General features: G+C 63.7%; 23 protein-coding genes and 1 tRNA gene. 10 read left to right on the top strand and 14 right to left on the bottom strand.

Going from position 1 to position 20,709, the window contains the following annotated elements:
* Positions 1 to 11: 11 nt before the first annotated feature.
* Entirely contained in the window at positions 12 to 1,028 is a 1,017-nt protein-coding gene (gene gcvA, locus ACI3KW_RS08655) for a transcriptional regulator GcvA (protein WP_404847726.1), read from the bottom strand.
* Between the two features lie 330 nt (positions 1,029 to 1,358).
* Here gcvA and ACI3KW_RS08650 point away from each other — a divergent pair, with 330 nt between their 5' ends.
* A complete protein-coding gene (locus tag ACI3KW_RS08650; protein ID WP_404847725.1) occupies positions 1,359 to 1,697 on the top strand; it encodes a DUF3088 domain-containing protein in 339 nt (112 codons plus the stop codon).
* A 49-nt stretch (positions 1,698 to 1,746) separates the two neighbouring features.
* On the top strand, positions 1,747 to 2,598 hold the full coding sequence (locus ACI3KW_RS08645) for an NADPH-dependent oxidoreductase (RefSeq protein ID WP_404847724.1): 852 nt from the start codon (positions 1,747 to 1,749) through the stop codon (positions 2,596 to 2,598).
* A gap of 22 nt (positions 2,599 to 2,620) precedes the next feature.
* Here ACI3KW_RS08645 and ACI3KW_RS08640 read toward each other — a convergent pair whose 3' ends face one another.
* Entirely contained in the window at positions 2,621 to 3,691 is a 1,071-nt protein-coding gene (locus ACI3KW_RS08640; protein ID WP_404847723.1) for an LLM class flavin-dependent oxidoreductase, read from the bottom strand.
* A 292-nt stretch (positions 3,692 to 3,983) separates the two neighbouring features.
* On the opposite strand from ACI3KW_RS08640, the gene ACI3KW_RS08635 reads away from it, so the two are divergent.
* From ACI3KW_RS08635 to ACI3KW_RS08625, 3 genes are all read left to right on the top strand, one after another.
* Positions 3,984 to 4,751, top strand: coding sequence for an amino acid ABC transporter substrate-binding protein (locus tag ACI3KW_RS08635; protein WP_404847722.1), 768 nt, complete (start codon positions 3,984 to 3,986; stop codon positions 4,749 to 4,751).
* Between the two features lie 73 nt (positions 4,752 to 4,824).
* Entirely contained in the window at positions 4,825 to 5,505 is a 681-nt protein-coding gene (locus tag ACI3KW_RS08630) for an amino acid ABC transporter permease (RefSeq protein WP_404847721.1), read from the top strand.
* On the top strand, positions 5,502 to 6,284 hold the full coding sequence (locus ACI3KW_RS08625; RefSeq protein WP_404847720.1) for an amino acid ABC transporter ATP-binding protein: 783 nt from the start codon (positions 5,502 to 5,504) through the stop codon (positions 6,282 to 6,284). The genes ACI3KW_RS08630 and ACI3KW_RS08625 overlap by 4 nt, the downstream gene beginning before the upstream one ends.
* A 35-nt stretch (positions 6,285 to 6,319) precedes the next feature.
* On the opposite strand, the gene ACI3KW_RS08620 is transcribed toward ACI3KW_RS08625, so the two are convergent.
* The 3 genes from ACI3KW_RS08620 to ACI3KW_RS08610 all read right to left on the bottom strand — a co-directional run bounded on the left by ACI3KW_RS08620 (position 6,320) and on the right by ACI3KW_RS08610 (position 9,446).
* Positions 6,320 to 6,396, bottom strand: a tRNA-Arg gene (locus ACI3KW_RS08620).
* A 135-nt stretch (positions 6,397 to 6,531) separates the two neighbouring features.
* Complete coding sequence (locus ACI3KW_RS08615) at positions 6,532 to 7,962, bottom strand: ATP-binding protein (RefSeq protein ID WP_404847719.1); 1,431 nt, start codon at positions 7,960 to 7,962, stop codon at positions 6,532 to 6,534.
* Between the two features lie 53 nt (positions 7,963 to 8,015).
* On the bottom strand, positions 8,016 to 9,446 hold the full coding sequence (locus ACI3KW_RS08610) for an FAD-dependent oxidoreductase (RefSeq protein WP_404847718.1): 1,431 nt from the start codon (positions 9,444 to 9,446) through the stop codon (positions 8,016 to 8,018).
* A 230-nt stretch (positions 9,447 to 9,676) separates the two neighbouring features.
* Between ACI3KW_RS08610 and rpmH the strand changes: the two genes are divergently transcribed.
* From rpmH to yihA, 4 genes are all read left to right on the top strand, one after another.
* Positions 9,677 to 9,811: a 50S ribosomal protein L34 gene (gene rpmH / locus ACI3KW_RS08605; RefSeq protein WP_035097870.1), complete on the top strand. Its 135-nt coding sequence runs from the start codon at positions 9,677 to 9,679 to the stop codon at positions 9,809 to 9,811.
* Between the two features lie 23 nt (positions 9,812 to 9,834).
* Positions 9,835 to 10,233, top strand: a complete 399-nt coding sequence (gene rnpA / locus ACI3KW_RS08600; RefSeq protein ID WP_035098049.1) for a ribonuclease P protein component — start codon at positions 9,835 to 9,837, stop codon at positions 10,231 to 10,233.
* The gene (yidC, locus tag ACI3KW_RS08595; protein ID WP_404847717.1) at positions 10,230 to 12,059 is read left to right on the top strand and encodes a membrane protein insertase YidC; all 1,830 of its coding nucleotides are present in this window, start codon (positions 10,230 to 10,232) and stop codon (positions 12,057 to 12,059) included. The genes rnpA and yidC overlap by 4 nt, the downstream gene beginning before the upstream one ends.
* Positions 12,060 to 12,132: 73 nt before the next feature.
* Entirely contained in the window at positions 12,133 to 12,777 is a 645-nt protein-coding gene (yihA, locus tag ACI3KW_RS08590) for a ribosome biogenesis GTP-binding protein YihA/YsxC (RefSeq protein WP_035097866.1), read from the top strand.
* Between the two features lie 6 nt (positions 12,778 to 12,783).
* Here the strand turns inward: yihA and ACI3KW_RS08585 are convergent, their stop codons facing one another.
* The 5 genes from ACI3KW_RS08585 to ACI3KW_RS08565 all read right to left on the bottom strand — a co-directional run bounded on the left by ACI3KW_RS08585 (position 12,784) and on the right by ACI3KW_RS08565 (position 16,254).
* The gene (locus tag ACI3KW_RS08585) at positions 12,784 to 13,491 is read right to left on the bottom strand and encodes a type 1 glutamine amidotransferase (RefSeq protein ID WP_404847716.1); all 708 of its coding nucleotides are present in this window, start codon (positions 13,489 to 13,491) and stop codon (positions 12,784 to 12,786) included.
* Positions 13,492 to 13,665: 174 nt separating this feature from the next.
* Positions 13,666 to 14,166: a peptide-methionine (R)-S-oxide reductase MsrB gene (msrB, locus tag ACI3KW_RS08580; protein WP_404847715.1), complete on the bottom strand. Its 501-nt coding sequence runs from the start codon at positions 14,164 to 14,166 to the stop codon at positions 13,666 to 13,668.
* Positions 14,167 to 14,338: 172 nt separating this feature from the next.
* Positions 14,339 to 14,905 (bottom strand): fasciclin domain-containing protein, encoded by a 567-nt coding sequence (locus ACI3KW_RS08575; RefSeq protein WP_113121405.1) that lies wholly within the window; start codon positions 14,903 to 14,905, stop codon positions 14,339 to 14,341.
* An 84-nt stretch (positions 14,906 to 14,989) separates the two neighbouring features.
* Positions 14,990 to 15,706 carry an anti-sigma factor domain-containing protein gene (locus ACI3KW_RS08570; protein WP_404847714.1) on the bottom strand — a complete coding sequence of 239 codons (717 nt, stop codon included), beginning with the start codon at positions 15,704 to 15,706 and terminating at the stop codon, positions 14,990 to 14,992.
* The gene (locus ACI3KW_RS08565; RefSeq protein ID WP_404847713.1) at positions 15,703 to 16,254 is read right to left on the bottom strand and encodes a sigma-70 family RNA polymerase sigma factor; all 552 of its coding nucleotides are present in this window, start codon (positions 16,252 to 16,254) and stop codon (positions 15,703 to 15,705) included. Before ACI3KW_RS08565 ends, ACI3KW_RS08570 begins: the two co-directional genes overlap by 4 nt.
* Positions 16,255 to 16,448: 194 nt before the next feature.
* Here ACI3KW_RS08565 and argB point away from each other — a divergent pair, with 194 nt between their 5' ends.
* On the top strand, positions 16,449 to 17,351 hold the full coding sequence (gene argB / locus ACI3KW_RS08560) for an acetylglutamate kinase (protein ID WP_113121408.1): 903 nt from the start codon (positions 16,449 to 16,451) through the stop codon (positions 17,349 to 17,351).
* A gap of 51 nt (positions 17,352 to 17,402) precedes the next feature.
* Here the strand turns inward: argB and ACI3KW_RS08555 are convergent, their stop codons facing one another.
* The 4 genes from ACI3KW_RS08555 to ACI3KW_RS08540 all read right to left on the bottom strand — a co-directional run bounded on the left by ACI3KW_RS08555 (position 17,403) and on the right by ACI3KW_RS08540 (position 20,632).
* Positions 17,403 to 18,896, bottom strand: coding sequence for a DHA2 family efflux MFS transporter permease subunit (locus tag ACI3KW_RS08555; RefSeq protein ID WP_404847712.1), 1,494 nt, complete (start codon positions 18,894 to 18,896; stop codon positions 17,403 to 17,405).
* A 5-nt stretch (positions 18,897 to 18,901) separates the two neighbouring features.
* Complete coding sequence (locus ACI3KW_RS08550; protein WP_404847711.1) at positions 18,902 to 19,519, bottom strand: TetR/AcrR family transcriptional regulator; 618 nt, start codon at positions 19,517 to 19,519, stop codon at positions 18,902 to 18,904.
* Positions 19,520 to 19,632: 113 nt separating this feature from the next.
* Positions 19,633 to 20,229, bottom strand: coding sequence for a shikimate kinase (locus ACI3KW_RS08545; RefSeq protein WP_404847710.1), 597 nt, complete (start codon positions 20,227 to 20,229; stop codon positions 19,633 to 19,635).
* Positions 20,216 to 20,632, bottom strand: coding sequence for a hypothetical protein (locus tag ACI3KW_RS08540; RefSeq protein WP_113121411.1), 417 nt, complete (start codon positions 20,630 to 20,632; stop codon positions 20,216 to 20,218). The genes ACI3KW_RS08545 and ACI3KW_RS08540 overlap by 14 nt, the downstream gene beginning before the upstream one ends.
* Positions 20,633 to 20,709 lie beyond the last annotated feature (77 nt).

The raw sequence follows: 20,709 nt of genomic DNA, 5'->3' as shown, positions 1-20,709 counted from the left end.
AAACGTCCTCTCTATTCTGCGGCCATTGCCGGGATTGAAACCGCCGCCAGATGCGGGGCACGAAGGGGAAGATTTGCAGTGCGGGTGGCGGCGGCTTCGGCCAGCAGCCAATCGCGGAACAGCGCCACCTGGGGCAACCGGGCCTTGTGCGGCGCGGCGGCAAAGAAATAGGAGAACTCTACCGGCTGGGGCGCGCCGAAGGGCGAGACCAGCCGACCGGCGGCCAGATCGGCCTCGACCAGCCGCAGCTTGCCCAGGCCAACGCCCTGCCCGGCCAGAGCGGCGTCGAGCAGCAGGGAAGATTGGTTGAACCGCGTTCCCGGCTCCCCCAGGCGCAGGTCGACACCATGGGCGCGCAGCCAAGATGGCCAATCGGGGCAGGACGCATCGCGCTCCGGGCCATCTTCGTGCAGGAGCGGCACGCCGAGCAGGGCATTGGGCCCACGGGAGAGGCCATGCTGCTCGGCCAAAGCGGGGCTGCAGACGGGCAGCACGGCTTCGGAAAAGAGCTTGTCGACCGTCAGGCCGGGATAGGCGCCAAGGCCGTAGCGGATGACGCAATCGGTGTCGTCGCGGGACGGATCGACCAGCTTGACCGAGGCGTCGAGCAGCACTTCGAGGTCGGGCGCGCGCCGGCGCAGCGCCGCGAGGCGCGGCACCAGCCATTTGCTGGCAAAAGAGGGCGCCACCGAAATCCTGATCGGCGCGGCTTCGCCCGCCGTGGTCAGGCGCGCCATGGTATCCAGCACGCGATCGAATGCATCGGTGAGGCCGGGCATCAGCGTCTTGCCCGTATCGGTCAGCTCGAGCTGGCCCCGATTGCGCAGAAACAGGGTCTGGCCGACATAATCTTCCAAGAGGCGGATCTGCTGGCCGATGGCGGCGGAGGTGACATGCAATTCATCGGCGGCGCGGGTGAAACTCAGATGGCGCGCCGTGGCGACAAAGGCCCGCAATGAGGTCAATGGGGGCAGCCGCGCCAGGGTTGGCGGCATGGATCGGACACGGGGGCGCGCTGCAATGTTCATGCACCCATAGCACCACAAAGGCGCGGCCAAGCACGAGAGCGGGCTTTGCAAATGCAGCGCGACCGAGACAAATTTCCTCGCCGCCAGCAGGGGTTTGCTAGAACACAATCCTAAAAACTCAGAATGTCTATCAATCTAGTAGAATTGAAGATGCGGCCGACTGCGGCAGTTCGGGTCCGGCTTGGGGCCGCGCTTTGGTGGTCAGGGTCGCCGCAACAATTTCTATCGGCAGCGCGCAATAGTCCTTTCTGGACTGTGGCGCGGCGGGCGGCGAGCTTGGCTTGATCAAACCGCTTTTGCTCGTGCGGAAGCTGCCGAACAGGATTTGGAATGGCCAAGGATAGAATTTTTCTCATTGCCCCCGGCTTCACCGACCCCAAGCGGGACGATGGCCCCTTCATCTGCCCCTATTGCAACCAGATCGAAGGCATCCTCGCCAGTTTTCCCGACCTCGCCACCAAGCTCGAGGTCACGCGCCTGCCGTTTCCCCGGCCGCGCCAGCCGGTGATCGACTTGATCGGCGAGGATAATCAGGGCCTGCCGGTGCTGGTGCTTGGCGATAATCCTCCGGCCGACGCCAAGATGGCGGGCGGTCAATATTTCATCAATGACACCAGCCGCATTCTCGCGCTGCTGGCCGAGCGGCACGGCTTTCCCAAGGTGCATTGATGCGCCTTGGCTGCCAGCCTGCACTTGTTCACTGCCCAGGAGATTGACGATGCCACTCAGCGCTGAAGTCCACGACACCGCGGCCGAGCGTTTGGCCGGCCTGCTGCGCCAGCGTTACCGCGCCGATCCCCCGGCAGTGGACGCGCCCTGGAGCGCGGCTATCGACGCCATTCTGGATCACCGCTCGGCCCGCGCCTATCTGCCGGGCGCATTGCCCGAAGGCACGCTGGAACTGCTAATTGCCGCGGCCCAATCGGCGCCGACCTCATCGAACCTGCAGGCCTGGAGTGTCGTTGCCGTCTCCGACCCGGATCACAAGGCCCGGTTGGCGAAACTGGCCGGCCCCAATGCGCAGATCAATGAGGCGCCGCTATTCCTCGTGTGGATCGCCGACCTGGCGCGGGCCCGCGCCATTGCCGGGCAATATGGGGTGCCTGGCGATGGCCTCGATTATATCGAGAGCTTCCTCCTGGCGGCGCTGGACGCGGCACTGGCGGCACAGAATGCCGTGGTTGCGGCCGATTCGCTGGGGCTGGGTACGTGCTATATCGGGGCGATCCGCAATCATCCCGAGGCGGTGGCCGCCGAACTCGGCCTGCCGCCAGAGGCGATCGCGGTGTTCGGGCTTACCGTGGGGAAACCCGATCTGGCGCGCGCGTCGGACGTCAAGCCGCGCCTGCCGCAAGCGAGTGTGCTGCACCGCGAGCGCTATGGCGCCAGCACGCGCCCGGATGAGCTGGCGGCCTATAATGGAGCGCTGCGCCAGTTCCAGGCGGAGCAGAAAATGGCGCCCATCGACTGGACGGAACAGGTGAGCCGCCGCATCGGCACGAGCGCAGCCCTCAAGGGGCGCGAGCGCCTGACCGAGGTGCTGCGCCGGCTCGGCTTCAAGCTGCTTTAGCGATCGAGCCGCCCTGCCCCGGCTAGTCGCGCAGCAGGGGCAGGAGTTGGTCGCCCTGCCGTTTGATTTCGGGCAGGTAGGGCGTGTCGGACAGCACGAACTGGGTGATGCCCAGATCGCGGTATTTGCGCAGCGAGCGGGCGACATCTTCGGCTGAACCGACCAGCCAGGTGGTGCCGGCGCCCCCGCCGCCATATTTGCCGGGCGCGGTATAGAGATTGTCGTCGAGTACATCGCCCTGGCTGTGGAGGTCGAGCAGCCGTTGCTGGCCGACGGCGGTGGCGCGCTTGTGGTCGTTCCAATTGGTGCCACTACCGGCGGCCATGGCGGCAACCTTGGCTTCGGCATCGGCCCAGGCCTGTGCCGTCGTGTCGCGCACGAGTGTGGTGATACGCAGCCCGAATTCGAGCGGCGGCAGGTCGCGGTCGAGTGTCTTGCTCAACCCCTTGAGGCGTTCGATACGCTCGCGCACGCCATCGAGCGGTTCGCCCCAGAACAATTGGACATCGGCCTCAGTCGCCGCCACCCGCTCGGCCGCTTCGGAAGCGCCGCCGAAATAAAGCTTGGGGTGCAGGCGTTCGCCACGCGCGGTAATGCGCGGCACGACGGTGGAGCCGGCAACGGCAAAATGCTCGCCGTCAAAGCTGACATTCTCCTCGCGCCAGAGGCGACGCACCAGGCGCATGAATTCCCTGGTTCGGGCATAGCGGTGGGCCTGGTCGCCTTCGGCATCGCCATAGGCGGCCAGATTATCCTGGCCCGAGACGATGTTGATGCGCACGCGGCCGCCGGTCAGGTGATCGAGCGTTGCCACGGCGGAGGCGAAATTGGCCGGCCGCCAATAGCCGGGCCGGATGGCGATGAGCGGCTCGAACGTGGTGGTGCGGGCGGCCAGCGCCGTGGCCAATGTGAACGTATCCGGGCGGCCCCAGCCGGTGCCCAGCAAGGCGCCGGTCCAGCCATGGTCTTCCAGCGCGAGGGCGTGGCTGGTCAGGGTTTGCAGGCTATTATGATCGGTGGTTTCGGCATCGCCGCGGTGGCCGGCCTTGACGTCATTGGGGATGTACCACAGGAATTCGGATGTGCCGGTCATGCTGGGATTTGCCGCTCCAAAGTATCGGGGCGGGCAGGCTAGCCGAGGGCGCCAATGCGATCCCGTCATTTTGGCTAGCGGGCGCGCGAAGCGTTGCTTTGCGCTGGTGGGCAATCTTCAGGCGCGGCGAATCGGGCAACAACCGGCTCCGCAAAGCGACAAGCGGAGCATGGCGGCATCGAGCCGGCGGGTCCGAAGGAAACATCCATCCAAGCAGTTGAAACTTGGGCGCCGGACGTGCAGTTTTCTGCGCCTGTTCCGGAGATAAGCCGGCCCCATAAGGAGAAGATTCATGAAACTCTTGAACGTGCTGATCGCCGCCGGCTTGCTGGTCACCGCCACTCCGGCATTCGCCCAATCGGCGCTCGATGCTGTCAAGCAGGCCGGCGTGTTGCGCATCGGCACCGAAGGCACCTATGCGCCCTTCACCTTCCACGATGCCAGCGGGGCGCTGGTGGGCTTTGACGTTGAAATCGGCCGCGCCATTGCCGCGCAGATCGGCGTCGAGCCTGAATTCGTCGAAGGGCCATGGGATGGGCTGATCGCCGGGATCGACGCCAATCGCTACGACGTGGTCATCAACCAGGTCGGCATCAATGCCGAGCGCCAGGCCAAGTATGATTTCTCCGAGCCCTATATCACCTCCAAGGCGGCCCTGGTGGTGCGCGCCGACAATACCGATATCACCAGCTTCGAGAGCCTAAAGGGCAAGAACGCAGCCCAGTCGCTGACCAGCAATTTCGGCAAGCTGGCCGAGCAATATGGCGCCACCCTGGTGGGTACCGAAGGGTTCGACCAATCCATCGCGCTGGTCATCCAGGGCCGTGCCGATGCCACTATCAATGACAGCCTGTCCTTCTTCGACTTCAAGAAGCAGCAGCCCGATGCCAATGTGAAGGTGGTGGCGACCGCCGCCGATGCCGACTTCTCCGGCGTGCTGCTGGCCAAGGGCAAGCCTGAATTGCTGGCCGCGATCAACGAGGCGCTGGGGGCGATCAAGGCCGATGGCACCTATGCCGAAATTTCTCAGAAGTATTTTGGCGAAGACGTCTCGCAGTAAGCGCCTGAACGCGTAGTATCCCGAAGGACCGGCCGATGATCGGCCGGTCCTTTTGCATGACGGAAATCGCCTGATGCCACACTGGCTTTCCCTGATGATCGAAGCGCTGCCCTCCCTGCTGTGGGCATGTATGCTGTTCACGGTGCCGCTGACGCTCTTGTCCTTTGCGCTGGGATTGGCCGTGGGCTTCCTCGCGGCGGTGACGCGGCTCTTTGCGCCCTGGCCGCTGGCGGCTTTGGTTCGCTTCTATGTGTGGATCATCCGGGGCACGCCGCTGCTGGTGCAATTGTTCCTGATCTTTTATGGACTGCCCAGTGTCGGCATCGTGCTCGATGCCTTCCCGGCGGCGCTGATCGGCTTCACCCTCAATGTGGGGGCCTACACCTCGGAAATCATCCGTGCCGTGTTGCTCGCCGTGCCCAAGGGGCAATGGGAGGCGGCCTATTCCATCGGCATGACGTGGCCGCAGGCCATGCGCCGCACCATCCTGCCCCAGGCCACGCGAATTGCCGTGCCGCCGCTGTCCAATACGTTCATTTCGCTGGTCAAGGACACTTCGCTGGCCGCCGCGATCACCGTGCCCGAGCTGTTCCGCGCCGGGCAGCGCATCGTCGCCACCAGCTATGAGCCGCTGATCCTGTATGTCGAGGTGGCGCTGATCTATCTGGTGGTCAGCTCGGCGCTGTCGAGCCTGCAGGGGCGCCTTGAGCAGCGGTTTTCGCGCTATGGCGGCTCCATCGAGGCTGCGTCATGATCACGCTGAGCGACATCCACAAAAGCTTTGGCGACAATCACGTGCTCAAGGGCGTCAGCGTGGCCGTGCCCGAGGGCGGCGTTACCGCGCTGATCGGTGCCTCAGGCAGCGGCAAGAGCACGTTGCTGCGCTGCGTCAACCTGCTCGAAATGCCGCAAGCGGGGGAGGTTCGCATCGACGATGCGAGAATCCAATTTGCCCCGGGCAACAAGATCAGCCGCGACGCCATATTGGCGCTGCGCCGCAAGACCGGCATGGTGTTCCAGAATTTCCAGCTGTTTCCGCATCTGACGGCATTGGAAAATGTCATGGAGGGCATGCTGGTGGTGCTCAAATGGCCGCGCGAACAGGCGCGCAGCCGGGCGCTCGAACTGCTCGAGAAGGTGGGCATGACCGCCAAGGCCGATGCCTGGCCATCCAGCCTGTCCGGCGGCCAGCAGCAGCGCGTCGCTATCGCCAGGGCTCTGGCCCCCGCGCCCAAGGTGCTGCTCTGCGACGAACCCACCTCGGCGCTCGACCCACAACTGGCCGGCGAAGTCGTGGAAGTGCTCGCCCAGCTCGCCCGCGAGGGCACGACCATGCTGATGGCCACCCACGACCTGCGTCTCGCCGCCACCATTGCCAGCAATGTGGTGTTTCTCGAAAGCGGTGAAGTGGTGGAAGCCGGCCCGGCCAAAGCAGTGTTCGGCAGCCCCACGGACGAGCGGACAAAGCGCTTCATCTCCACGCTGACCGCGCAGCATCCGGAACTCGGCGGCAACGAGCCGAAGGGGCCCTAAGGCCGCCAAAGTCGGAAAATTGCCGGTGAGAAAAGTGGCGCGCCCTAAGAGATTCGAACTCCTGACCCCCAGATTCGTAGTCTGGTGCTCTATCCAGCTGAGCTAAGGGCGCGCAAGCCGTTTTGGTAACGGCGACTATCAGCGAAGCGGCCCGGAGGCGGCTTCCTGCTGAAGCGAGCGAACCCATACATGGCTGCTTTGGCGTTGGCAAGCGGGCGGTTGGCAGAATTTGCCCAGACTGTGGAAATCAGTCGGCCCGCAAGGCCGCGGGCAGCACGATATCAAAGCGCGTGCCCTGGGGCTGATCGACAAAGACCAGCCTGCCGCCATGGGCCTCGGTGATTTCACGCGCGATGGCGAGGCCCAGCCCGGTGCCGCCGGCGCGGGCCGAGCCTTCGAAGGCGACAAAAAGATTGTCGCGTGCCCGGGGCGGCAGGCCCGGGCCATTGTCGCTGACCGAAATGGTGGTTTCCCCGACGCCGGTTTCGACCGCAATGGTGACTTCGGGCGTGGCTATGGCGGCAGCATTGGCGGCTTCGAGTGCCTCGCGGGCATTCTTGAGCAGGTTGAGCAGCACGCGGGCGAGCTGGCCGGCATCGACATTGAGCACGAGGTCTTCGGGCACGCCATTGTTAAAGCCGATATGGGGATGGCCCACCAGCCGCGCGTCAAAGGCGGCGTCCTCGACCAGCGCCTTGATGCCGGTGGGCGCCATGACCGGGGGCGAAGCCATTTCGCGGCCATAGTCGAGCACCGATTGGGCAAAGCCGATGGCTTTGTCGAGCGTGGTGACGAGGCGCGGGGCGAGGCGCTGCACTTTGGGATCGTCGAGCGTTGCCACCTGGTCGGAGAGCAATTGCGCCGAGGTCAGGGTATTGCGCAGGTCATGATTGATCTTGGCGACGGCCAGGCCCAGATCGGCCAGATGGCGGCGCTGGCGCAGCATGGAGAAGATGTCGCTTTCCATGGCTGCCAATTCGCGCTCGACCACCCCGATTTCGTCGCGGCGATTGGAGGGCACGATGATCAGGCTCGCATTCTCGGGAGCCTGCCGATAGGCCAGCATGTTTTGCGTCAGGCGCAACACGGGATCGATGAAGAGCCGGCTGACCAGGAGATAAAGCGTCACGGCGGTCAGCGCGGCGATGACCAGCGAGATCAACACGATATTGCGCGAATATTCGAGCATGTCCTGCCGCAGCGGGCGCTCGGGCATGAGCAGTTCGACCTGGCTTTCATCCAGGTTTCCCTCGCCCACAATGCGCAGCGTGCGGCCCGGCCCGGCAAAGAGCGTGTCGAGGGCGCCCATGGTCAGGGTCATGATATCGCGCTGGCGCATATCGGCGGTGGCGACCACGTCGGGGGTGACGGGATTGGCCAGCTCGATCAGCTGGCTCTGGCCCTCGCGACGATAGACGATGGCATTGGCGCCGGCCGAGGTGAGGAGGCGATCGGTGAGGCCGCGCGGCAGGGCCATGACATCGGGCACGGCATCGAGCACGCGGGCGGCGACCACGCCGACGCGCAGGCGATCATCGAGCCAGCTGGCGCGGAAATTGGCGAGCGAAGGTAGATAAACAACCACCTCGACCGCCAAGATCACCACGATGATGGTGGCGATGAGCTTGATCGAGAGGCCGGAGAACCGGCGGGGCTTGAGACTGCGTTCGGCTGTCATTGCAAACCATTATAGGCAAGGACGAGAGGGCTGTAACCCCCGGCCAGGCCTGCTCAACCCAGCAATTTGCGCAGCGCTTGGCTGCGCTTTCCCCAGATGGTGGGCTGCCGCGTGGCGAGGAAGGCCTCGCCCAGCTGGGTCAGGACCGCAGCAAGGCTGGGATGGGGCAGGACCAGTTCGGCCAGGGCACTCACCAGCATGCCGCGCTCCATGGCCAAAGCCAGCATGGCGATGACTTCGCCGGCGCCGGGGCCGATAATGGAGGCGCCCAAAATCTTGCCATTGCGGCTGGCGAGCAGCTTGGCGGCGCCATGGGTCTGGCCCAGGGCCCGCGCCGCGTCGTTCTCGGCAAAGCTGGCGCGCAGCACCAAGGTGCCCTCGGGCAATGGGCGCTCGCCTTCGACAAGGCCGATGCTGGCGAGGCCGGGCGTGGTCTGGATGAAGCTGGGGATGGCCAGGCTATCGAGCCGGCTGGCGCCGGTGCTGAACAGGCGATCGATGATGATGGCGCCATAGCGCAGGGCGGCGTGGGGCTGGTCCTGGCCGGCCGCCCCGCCGACCGCGCTGATGCGGGTATTGGTGGTGCGGCCGTCCGGGTTGAGCTGGAGAAAGGCAGGCCGCGTTTTGTCGAAGCGCACTTTGGCGCGATCGAGCCCCAACCCAGCCAGATCGGGCAGGCGGCCCATGGCGACCAGCACATGGGAGACATCAAGGCTGTGCGTGCTGCCATCGGCATGGGTGAGTTCGACACCGGTACCCTGGCGGCGCGGCAGAATCGCCGAGACCGCGGCGCCCTCGACGATCTCGAGGCCTTCCTGGGCCAGCTGGCGCAACAGGATGGCGACCTGCTCACGATCGAAGCCGGGCAGGATTTCGCCCTGGGGCACGAGCGTCACCATGGCGCCGAGGCGGTGATAGGCTTGGGCCAGCTCAATGGCGCTGGCACCGCCGCCGATCACGACGAGGTGGCTGAGCTTGCGGGAATTGCCGGCAATGGTGTCGGGGGTGAAATAGGCGATCTCGCTGAGCCCGGGAATCGGTGGCAGGACCGGTTTGGCGCCCGTGGCCAGAATGACATGGCGGGGGCGGAGGGTTGCGTCGCCGAGCTTGAACGTCTGGCGGCCGGTGAAGGCGGGCTGGCCGGTGCGGCAATCGATGCCGAGGGCGATAAGGCGCTCTTTGGCGTCGCGCGGGGCGGTGCTGGCGGCCAAGGTCTTGGCATGCTCGCCAATGGCCTTGAAATTGGGTTTGGGCTCGGCATGGGCCAAACCCAGCGCTCCGGCCGTGCGCATATCCTGAGCGCGCGCGGCGCTGGCGGCGAAGGTGGCGGCAACCAGGCGCCCCTGGGCGGGATCGCCGGCTTCCTCGGCGCCACGATCGATCAACAGCACGCTGGCGCCCAGCCGCCTGGCGCGCAAAGCAAGGGCAATGCCGAGCGCGCCTGCACCGATGATGCAGATGTCGGGATTTTGGAGGTCTGCCATGGACTGCCGGGCAAAAGAAATTCGTTGCAGACTTATGCGGCGATCCGGCAGGGAAGACAACCGCCAAGCAAGAGGCGGGAAAGCAGCGCAGGCGCGTTGACTTGGCCCCAGCTTTTCCCTATAGACCCCACCAACCCGCACCGTCGGCGCCTGGCGCATGATGAGTGTCCGATATTCTTGCGAAAGCAACGACCAAACAAGAGGAACCGTGCCCCGCGCGGTCTGATGTCATGAAGCGTACATACCAGCCCTCCAAGCTCGTGCGTGCCCGTCGTCACGGTTTCCGTGCGCGTATGGCCACCAAGGACGGCCGTATCATCCTGAACCGCCGCCGCCGTGACGGCCGCAAGAAGCTTTCGGCCTAAGGCGCTCTGGCCGGATGACGGCCATGAAGCAGCCAGAAGGCGCCCTGCGCCGGCTGACCAAGCGAAGCCAGTTTCAACGGGCCGCCCGGGGCAATCGCGCCGGGCGTTCTGCGTTTGGGTTGCAGGCTATCGCCACCGATGCACCCGAAGCGGGCATTGGTTTTACCGTCACCAAGAAGACGGGCAATTCTCCCCAGCGAAATCGTATAAAGCGCCGACTTCGCGCGGCTGTGACAGCATGCGCGCGTGACTTTGTGCCCGGCCATGACTATGTGCTGCTCGGGCGCCCCGAAGCGCTGAGTGAACCCTTTGCCAAGCTGGTTGCCGATCTGGGCGCCTTGATCGTGCGTGTGCACGAACCCAGATCGAGTGAACAGCGCCATTCTCCCGGCCGCGGCGGCCCACGGAAACCGAGACAATGACTGACAATCGCAACATAATCCTGGCCATCGTGCTCAGCATGGTCGTGCTGTTCGGCTGGCAATTCTTCGTTGCCAAGCCGCAACTGGACCGCGCCCAGCAGGCCCAGGAACTGGCCGCCCAGCAAGCCCAGCAGGATGCCGCCCTCGCCACCCCGACCACGACTTCGGATGGTGCCGTGGTGCCGGCCGCCACGGGCGCACCGACCTATACCGATCGCGCCACGGCGATTGCCGCCACCCAGCGTATCCAGATCAACACGGCCGACCTTGAAGGCTCGATCAATCTGACCGGCGCGCGGCTCGACGATCTCGAGCTCAAGCTCTATCGCGAGACGGTCGATCCGGAATCCCCGATCATTACGCTGCTGACGCCGGCTGGCGTGGCGCATGCCTATTATATCGAAGAGGGCTGGATTCCGGCCAATTCGGCCAATGTCGCGGTACCGGACAATAATTCGGTGTGGACGCTCGATGGCGCCAATAGCACGCTGACCGAAGCCACCCCGGTTACCCTCAAATTCGACAATGGCGCGGGTCTGGTGTTCCGCCGCACCTTTGCGGTCGATGCGCATTACCTCTTCACCGTCACCCAGAGCGTTGAAAATACCGGCGCGGGTGATGTGGCGCTGTTCCCCTATGCTCGCGTTGTCCGCCATGACACGCCCAAGGTGCAGAATTTCTTCATCCAGCATGAAGGCCCCACCGGCGTTCTGGGCTCCAACAATCTGGTCACCCGCAAATATTCCGACATGCAGAAAGATCAGATGATCGATCTGCCGGCGACGTCGGGCTGGCTCGGCTTCACCGACAAATATTGGGCAACTGCAGTTCTCGCCAAGCCCGGTGCGCCGCTCAATGCGCGCTTCTCCTGGTCCAACCCGACCGGCACGCGCGACGTCTACCAATCGAGCTATGTCGAGACGACGCCGATTGTCGTTGCCGCCGGCGCGACCGTGACCAATGAGAGCTACATCTTTGCCGGCGCCAAGGAAGAAGCAGTCCTGTCGGCCTATCAGCAGCAATATGGTTTTGACCGGATCGATCTGATGATCGACTGGGGCTGGTTCCACTTCCTGACCTGGCCGATGTTCAAGCTGCTGACGTTCCTCAACGGCATTATCGGCAATTTTGGCCTCGCCATTCTGGCGGTGACCATCATCATCAAGGCGATCTTCTTCCCGCTCGCCAGCCGCTCCTATGCCTCGATGGCCGCCATGCGTCGCGTGCAGCCGGAGATGAAGTCGATCCAGGAACGGTTCAAGGAAGACCGCCCGGCCCAGCAGCAGGCGATGATGGAGCTTTACCGCAAGGAAAAGATCAATCCGCTCTCGGGCTGCTGGCCCATCCTGATCCAGATTCCGGTGTTCTTTTCGCTCTACACCGTCATCTTTATCAGCCTTGAAATGCGCCATGCGCCGTTCTTCGGCTGGATTCAGGATCTGGCGGCGCCCGATCCGACCAATATCTTCACCCTGTTCGGCCTGATCCCGTGGGATCCGACCATGGCGCCGTTCATCGGCAGCTTCCTGCATCTGGGCGTGTGGCCCGTGATCATGGGCATTACCATGTGGGTGCAGATGAAGCTCAATCCGCCGCCGCCCGATCCGACCCAGGCGATGATCTTCAACTGGATGCCGGTGATCTTCACCTTCATGCTGGGCACGTTCCCGGCGGGCCTGGTGATCTACTGGGCCTGGAACAATACCCTGTCGGTCACCCAGCAGTGGTTCATCATGAAGCGCCATGGCGCCGAGGTGAATCTGTTCGGCAACATCATCGACAGCTTCAAGCGCAAGCCCAAGCCGGCCGAGACGACCAAGTCCTGATCGTCAGCAGAGCCAAACCATGCTACTGCCCGCCGGAAGCCTCCGGCGGGCAGTGTTTTTGAGTGAGACCGAAATGAGCGAAATCGACTATTCGCCCGATATGATCGAACGCGGCCGGCTGATGTTCGCGCGGCCGTTCCTGTTCACCAAGGGCTGCGTGCGCATTGCCGACCTGCCCCCGATGGACCGGGTCGAGATCGCCTTTGCCGGCCGCTCCAACGTTGGCAAGTCGAGCCTGATCAATGCGCTGGTCGGCATGTCCGGCCTCGCCCGCACGTCCAACACGCCCGGTCGCACGCAGGAGCTCAATATCTTCGAGAGCCAGAGCGAAAACCTGCGCATCGTCGACATGCCCGGCTATGGCTATGCCAAGGCACCCGAAGACAAAGTGCGGGCCTGGACCAAGCTGATCCATCAATATCTCACCGGCCGCGCCACCCTGCGCCGGGTCTATGTGCTCGTGGATGGGCGTCACGGTCCCAAGGACAATGACCTGACCGTGATGAACGAGCTCGATGGCGCTGCCGTCAGCTATCAGGTGGTGCTGACCAAGGCCGACAAGCCGCTCAAGCCGGAGCTGGACAAGGTCATCGCCGCGACCAAAGCCGCTATCGCCAAGCGCCCGGCCGCCCATCCGCATGTTATTTTGACGTCGAGCGTCAAGGGCGACGGGTTGCGGGAGCTGCGGACTGAAATTGCGATGCTGCTGGAGAGCTAAGGGGCTCTACCGCCCCACGAAAAACTGCCCGATATAGCCTGCCACATCCTTGCTGTCTGAGGGCGTCGCCACGGAGGCCACGGCCTTGTCCACCAGCGCATCGGGCGCCTTGCCGCGCCGGAGTTCGGCCAGGGCGATGGTGTAGTCATCCAGAAATTCGGGATGCGGCTGGAAGCTTAGCGCCGCGCCATTGCGATAGGCGAGGCCCGCATTGGGGGTGAAGTCGGAGGCCAGGATCACCTCAGCCTCCTTGGGTGGCACGATCACCTGATCCTGGTGCGAGCAGGCCACCGACAAAGCAGCGGGCGCCGCGCGCATGAAACCCGGGCGGCTGGTCACCCCATAGGTGTGGCGGCCCAGGCCCCAGCCCTTGTCGGATTTACGCACATCCCCGCCCAGCGCGTCGGCCATGATCTGGTGGCCAAAACAAATCCCCAGCATGGGCGTGCGCGCCTCATAAGCCCGGCGGATGAAATCGCGCAGCGGATCGAGCCAGGGCAGATCGTCATAGACGCCCGCTGCCGAGCCGGTGATGACGATGCCCTCCACCGGACCCAGTTCAGGGAATGGCGCGCCATCGGACACCGCCACCACGTCCTGGGAAAACGCCTGCCCGCTCTGGTCGAACATGCGCTCGAACATTTTGGCATAGGGCCCGAACTGGCCGCGCAGCGGCGCAGGCACGTCGCCGGTCTGGATGATGGTGAGTTTCATGGGATGCGCCACCGGGAAAGCTTTGCTCCCGCATAGCGGAAAAACGAGCAGTGCCGCAACAGCAACCTCGCCACGACCTCGTCCTTCGACAAGCTCAGGATGAGGTCTACTGGTTGGTACGCAATCTAATAGTAGACCTCATGGTGAGCCTGTCGAACCACGAGGTCGTGCCTCTCACGCCGCCTTGGGCGTAAACTTCAGTGCCACGCCGTTGATGCAATAGCGCAGGCCGGTGGGGGCTGGGCCGTCGTTGAAGACGTGGCCCTGGTGGCCGCCGCAATTGGAGCAGAACACCGCCGTGCGGTTCATGCCGAAGCTGCTGTCGGTGACCGAGCCGATGGCGCCGGTGATGAAGGTGTAAAAGCTGGGCCAGCCAGTGCCGCTGTCGAATTTGGTTTCCGAAGCGAAGAGGGCCTGGTCGCATCCGGCGCAGGAGAAGGTGCCGGCGCGGTGCTCGTCATTGAGGGGGGAGGTAAAGGGGCGCTCGGTGCCTTCGTGGCGCAGCACGTCATAGGCTTCGGGGGAGAGCCTGGCTTTCCATTCTTCATCGCTGAGCTTGAAGGGGAAATTGGTCTCGGTAGCTGCGGAACTGCCCGTGGGCCGGAACAGTGCGATGGCAGAGAGAGCGGCGATAGCGCCGCCGCCGAGCAGGAGATTGCGACGATCGACAGCCATTTTTCTGGTCCCTGATTGGGTGCCCCGCGCCATACCGCTGGCGGAGCGGCAGGCGCGGGGCTGTTGACGGCCATTGTAGAACCCGGGAGGGGGCGATGGCACGTCAAGGTTTGGTGAAAGGCGCGCGAGCCGCGCCGTTCTGGAATGCTATTCGTATTGGCGTCGGCAAAGGTTACGACTTGGGAGTCAGAACCTTGTCGATGACATGGATCACGCCATTGGACTGGATCACGTCGGCAATGGTGACATTGGCCACAGTGCCGTTTTCGTCGGTCACGGTGACCTTGCCGTCCTTGGCTTCGAGCGTCAGCTTGCAGCCGCCGACCGTATCAACCACATGCTTGCCGCCATCGGCCTCGACCATCGAGATGATATCGGTGGAGAGCGCCTTGGCCGGGATCACGTGACAGGTCAGGATCTTGGTCAGCGTGTCCTTGTTTTCCGGCTTCAACAGCGTCTCGACGGTGCCGGCAGGCAGTGCATCGAAGGCTTCATTGGTGGGTGCCAGCACGGTGAAGGGGCCGGGGCCGGAGAGGGTCTCAACCAGGCCCGCTGCCTTGACGGCGGCAACCAGGGTGGTGTGATCCTTGGAATTCACCGCATTTTCAATGATGTTCTTGGTCGCCAGCATGGGTGCGCCACCAACCATCGGATTGTCCTGGGCGAAAGCGGCGGAGCCGGCGATAGCGCTGACGGACATAATGGCGGCAAGCGAAAGAGCGCGCAGAGAGAGTTTCATTTAGTTTGTTCCTTCCTCATTTTTTCGTTCCCTTGATCGGCTGGGATATGAGGAAGTACGGAAACCCGCGAAAATAAGTTTCAGCTAAATCTGCTGCACGGCGCCCTTGGCGACGATGGGGCCGGTTGGCGCACCGCTGGGCGAGCCGCCCTTGGGCTCCAGCGTAATGGCCAGCACGGAGCCGGCGCCCCAGCCGGCCATGACTTCAGGCGCAATCGAGACGGTGCTGCGCTGATTGGCCGGGATGACGCCCATGGAGACGGGATTGTTGCCGCCCTGGATGGCCCAGAGTTCGAAATCCTTTTCCGGCACGGCATCACCCGACAGAGCGGTCAGCCGGACCTGGCCGGTGCCGTCATACAATGCGACGAATTTTACATTGCTGCCCTCTTCCTCGAGCGCGGCGACCAATTGGGTGGTCAGACTCGAGACATCCGGGCGGGGCTGCAGCAGGTTGAAGCCGATGGCGGCCACTGCGATGGCCAGGGCGCCGGCAGCAATGCCGCGCCAGACCAGCAGGCTTTCCCAAAAACCGGATTTGGCGGGAGCTTTGGTATCGCCAAAGGCGCGTGCCTCGATGCCGGCCCAGAGCCGGTCGGGCGCGGGGACGTCCTCATAGCCCTCATTGAGGGCGGAAAAACGGGACACCCAGAAATCGCGTTCGGCGCGCAGGGCCTGATCATCCTCGATCAGCCGATGTACGCGGTCATGCTCGGATGGCGAGAGCAGGCCGAGCACGTATTCGGCGACCAGGGCGTTGCGCCCGCCATCGCCCCCATCCATGTCATCGCTCGTGCTCATGCCGTCAGACACTCTCTTAGCTTCAAAAGGCTCCGGCGGAGCCAGGTTCGCATCGTATTCAACGGCACGGCATGGCGCTGCGCCAGCTCGTCATAGCTGTAGCCATCCAGGTACGCCCCCCGCACGGCCTCGGCCCGGTCGGGCTCGAGTGTGGCGAGGCACCGCTCGATCCGCCCACGCTCCTGGCTATCGGCCGTCGCCCGTTCCGGTGACGGGCCGGCATCGGGGATTTCCAGCGCCACGTCGATATCGTCGGCCTTGGGCCGGCGGGCGCGCAGAATGTCGAGCGCATGATTGCGCGCCACGGCCACGAGCCAACTGATCGGGCTGGTATCGCCCGCCACATAGCGGTCGGCCCGTTGCCAGATTTTGACATAGACCTCCTGAACAGCCTCTTCGGCTTCCGATCGGTCTTTCAAGATACGCAGCACGACCCCGAAGAGTTTCGCGCTGGTGCGGTCATAGAGGGAGCGGAAGGCGGCGCGATCCCGCAGGGCGCAGCGCGATATCAGGTCGGCGACCTCCTGGCTGGGGGCCTGCATGGCCATGAATTTCGTGCCTCCTCCGCAGCGAACCGGACGGCGCTTGTGCCGCGCCCTTGTCTGATCGCTCCACAACGCTACAAATTGAACAATGGATCAATGCCTGTTTACGAGCACAAGCGTCTTTTCCTTTGCATCAGCATGCTCTAGACCCGTGCACGTCTTTTTATAGCCGCTTTGCGAGGGGATTGGGTCTGCCCATGACACAGGATACGCCTTCCACCGACCGGTTCTCCCACGATGCTGGCATTCTTGCGCAGGCGCTGCCCTATATGCAGCGCTATGAGGGCAAGACGGTTGTCGTGAAATATGGCGGCCATGCCATGGGCGATGCCCAGCTGGGCCAGGCCTTTGCCCGCGACATCGCCCTGCTCAAGCAGTCCAAGGTCAATCCCATCGTGGTGCATGGCGGGGGGCCACAGATTGCCTCCATGCTGAAAAACCTGGGCATCGAATCCAAGTTCGAGGGCGGGCTGCGGGTCACCGATGCGAGGACCATGGAAATCGTCGAAATGGTGCTGGCCGGCTCGATCAACAAAGAGATCGTGGCGCTGATCAATGCCGAAGGCGAATGGGCCATCGGCCTCTGCGGCAAGGACGGCAATATGGTGTTTGCCAAAAAGGCCGAGAAAAAGGTCAAGGACCCCGGCTCCAATATCGAGCGTGCGCTGGATCTGGGTTTTGTGGGCGAGCCCGTCGAAGTCGACCGCACCCTGCTCGACCTATTGGCCCGTTCCGAGATGATCCCGGTGATTGCGCCGGTGGCGCCAGGCCGCGACGGCAATACCTATAATATCAATGCCGACACCTTTGCCGGCGCCATTGCCGGCTCGCTCGGCGCCAAGCGCCTGCTGTTCCTGACCGACGTGCCCGGCGTGCTCGACAAGGATGGCAAGCTGATCCCCGAGCTCTCGGTGCGCGAAGCCAAGGAGCTGATCGCCGATGGCACGATTTCGGGCGGCATGATCCCCAAGGTCGAAACGTGCCTCGAAGCGCTCGACAATGGCGTGGAGGGTGTCGTGATCCTCAACGGCAAGATGCCCCATGTGGTGCTGGTGGAGCTGTTCACCGAATTCGGCGCCGGCACGCTGATCGTGCGCTAACCTCTCCCCCACCGGACAAGAAAAAGGCCGCCCAATGGGCGGCCTTTGTTTTTAAACCTCGATGGGCACATGCCGGGCAGGAGCACCCTGGCCATGGCCCTGCCCGCCGCCGCTTTTGAAGAAGGGCACCAGCAACAGGACCAGCAGGAAACTAGCCACCTGATACCAGAGGGCAAAGCTGGCGGCGTCGGTGAAGACTGCGTGCGGGGCGTTGCCAGCGGCAAAGCCGGTGGCAAGCGAGCCGAAGAACATTTCGCCCACCAGGGCCACGCCCAACGCACCGCCCACCTGCTGGAAGGCCTGCAGCGCGCCCGAGCCGGCGCCCGCATCACGATGGGGCACATTGCGCAAGACCAGCTGGAACAGCGAGGAGAAGCCCAGGCCCAGCCCGATGCCGGCCAGCAAGAGCGGCGGCAGGAAGCTCCAGTGGTTGATGGCGTCGCCCGACCCCGCAATGATAAAATGCAGCGCGCCGATGCCACCGGCCAGCAGGGCCCCCGAGGCCGCTAATCGCCCGCGCAGATAATGCGAGCCGAAGCGCCCGGCGATCAGGGAGGCAACCAGTACGCCGACCGAGAAGGGCGTATTAGTCAGCCCCGATTCGAGTGGGGTGAAGCCGAAGCCTGATTGCAGGAAGATCGAGATCACCATGAACATGCCCGGAATGCCCGAGGCAAACACGGTGATGACGAAGGCGCCGAACATGAAATCGCGATTGGCGATCAGGTCGAAATTGAGCAATTGCGGCAGGCCGGCCTTGGCACGGGCGCGGGTCCACAGCACGAAGGCCACCAGCAGCACGAAGCCGGAAGCGATCATGGCGAAAGCCCAGAGCGGCCAGCCATAGGCGCGGCCTTCGATGATCGGGAACACGACGCAGACCAGGCCCAGGCCGAACAGCACGATGCCCACGAAGTCGTTCTTGAGCGCGGAATGGCCGGGCAGGCGCGGGATCAGGAAATAGCCGGCAATGACGGCGGCGATGCCGACCGGGATATTGACGAGGAAAATCGGCTGCCAATCCATGCCGAAGAGTTGCGCTGAAATCAGCACACCGCCCAGAATGGGACCGCATACCGCGGCAAGCCCGGCCGAGAGGCCGAACAGTGAAAAGGCCTGGCCGCGTTCATGCGGCGGGAAGGTGACGGTGGCGATGGCCAGCACCTGCGGCGTCATCATGGCGCCGGCCAAGCCCTGGATCACCCGGGCAATGATGAGAAATTCGATATTGGGCGAGAGCCCGCACAGCGCCGACGCCGCGGTGAAACCGGCAACGCCCCAGAGGAACATATGGGTGCGACCCACAATGTCGCCGAGCCGGCCAAAGGGCAGCAGGCCCAGCGCGAAGGCCAGCACATAGGCGGCGATGACCCATTCGATCTGGCTATCGGTGGCGCCCAGCCCCTCGCGCATCGAGGGCAAAGCGACATTGACGATGGTCACATCGATCAGGTTCATGAAATTGGCGATGAGCAGAATGAACAGGGCCAGCCAGCGGCGCGGATCGGGCGCGGCATGGGCTGGATGTTCGGCGGGAGAAGACATGACAGTCATCCTTGAGAAGAAACAGGGTTGAGTACGAAGGCGCGCTCCAACTCGCCCAGAACCTGGTCGAGCGAGGCGCGGAATGAAGTCCATTGACGCCAATAGTCGGACAAGGCGCCGGTGGTGATCAGGGCTGCGGCCGCTGGATCAATGTCGTTTCGGAACGAGCCGTCTTCGACACCGCGGCGAAATATTTCGACAAATTGCAGCCGCCAGAAATCGTAGAGCGGGGTGATGATCTCGGCGATGACCGGGTCGCGCCGGGCGCGCTCCACCATCTCGGTCAACACGATACTGAGGTCGGGCATGTCATTGACGATTTCGCGGAAGTCGTCAAATTCCAGTCGCAGCACTTGCAGCGCCGTCTTGCCCTGGCGGTTCTGCCGCAAGGCCTGCGCCTTGAAATCGTCGCGCAGTGTCTCGGCGACCAGCGCGATCAGCGCCTCCTTGGAGGGCACATGATAATGCAGGGTCGCGACATTGATGCCGACGCGGGCAGCGATATCGCGGGTGCGCAGGCCTTCGAGCCCTTTTTCGACGATAATGGCCCGCGCCGCCGCCGCAATGGCCAGCCGCCGGTCACCGCCGCTTTCGCGCCTGGCGCTGATCTGTTCCACACTCATAGGCTCATCCCGAGATTTCGCGGACGGCTATAAACCTGTTTTGAGTACCAATCAATCATTTGATTGAGAATATTTGGTGACGCTCGGACCGGGCTGCTAGGCGTCCTTTCGGATCAGGCGGTCAATGCCGCTTGCACGGCCTTGGCCACGTCCTCGGCCGGCGCGGAAGAGACGACCAGCATGTCGCCCTCGCCTCGATAGCGCCCAAAGCGCCGGCGGAACTTGTGCGTCTCACTTTCCCGCTCAAGCCCAAAGCCGCGCTTGAGCTGGCGTTCCACCACCAGCTCTGTGGCCTGATCGATATCGAGCGACGGCAGCAGGGTGATGCCATAACCGGTGCCAACCAGTGCACGCGCTTCGGCATAGTCGCTCGACTCCACTTCGGCCGCCAGAAAACCCGAGGCTGTCACGAACACCAACGGCCCCTCGGTTCGTGCCACCAGCCGCTGCGCCAGCAGCAGGTTTTCGGCGCGATATGCCGCGTAGCTGGTCTGGCGAATGAAGCGGCCGATCTCGGCAATCTGCTCGCAAAACTCCAGATCAAGATCGATCAGGGGCCAGTTTAGCCTGCCCGCCAGCACGCGCCCGAGGGTGGACTTCCCGACCCCACCCGGGCCGAGCAGGAAGATGGTCTCGCCGGCGCGCCACGGCCGGCGAATGTCGATTTGTGGGCGCTGCGGCCGTTCGGTCCCCGACCTACTGCTCGGCATAGGGCGAGCCGCCGCCCAGGCTGTCATTGGTGTGTTCGATCAGCAGGTCGCATAGACATGCCGCGTCGGTGCAGGCGTCGCGGTCCTCGATGAAGCTTCCGTAGCGCGGCGGATTGGCGTGATTGGTTTCGGTGCCGGTGGCGTTTTCATAGGCGTAGACCGAGGCCATATCGTCCAGCCGCCCCATGCGCCAGAGGTCCGAATTGGCATCGCCGATCGAGTCGCACATCAGGATATGGGCTGGAATGGTGGGCGCGTCGCAACTGATGTCGGACAGCACGTCGTCATAGAACTCCTCCATTTCGGCGATGCGTTTTTCGACCGCGGGCATATCCACATTGCAGGATTGGGCGAAGGCCAGTTGGGGAACGGCGAGGAGCAGCAGCGTGAGAGGCAGGCGCATCGGGCTATCCTTGTTGGCGCAGGGCCGTTGATATTGGGGACGAAGTTAGTGGCATATTGTGGCGCTTTGTTCAGCCC

Origin of the sequence: Devosia sp. ZW T5_3, assembly GCF_044987315.1 — a bacterium.
In the GTDB taxonomy this organism is placed as follows: Bacteria; Pseudomonadota; Alphaproteobacteria; order Rhizobiales; family Devosiaceae; genus Devosia.
The sequence above is the reverse complement of the archived record's forward strand: the minus strand, read 5'-3'. Positions and strand labels throughout refer to the sequence as shown.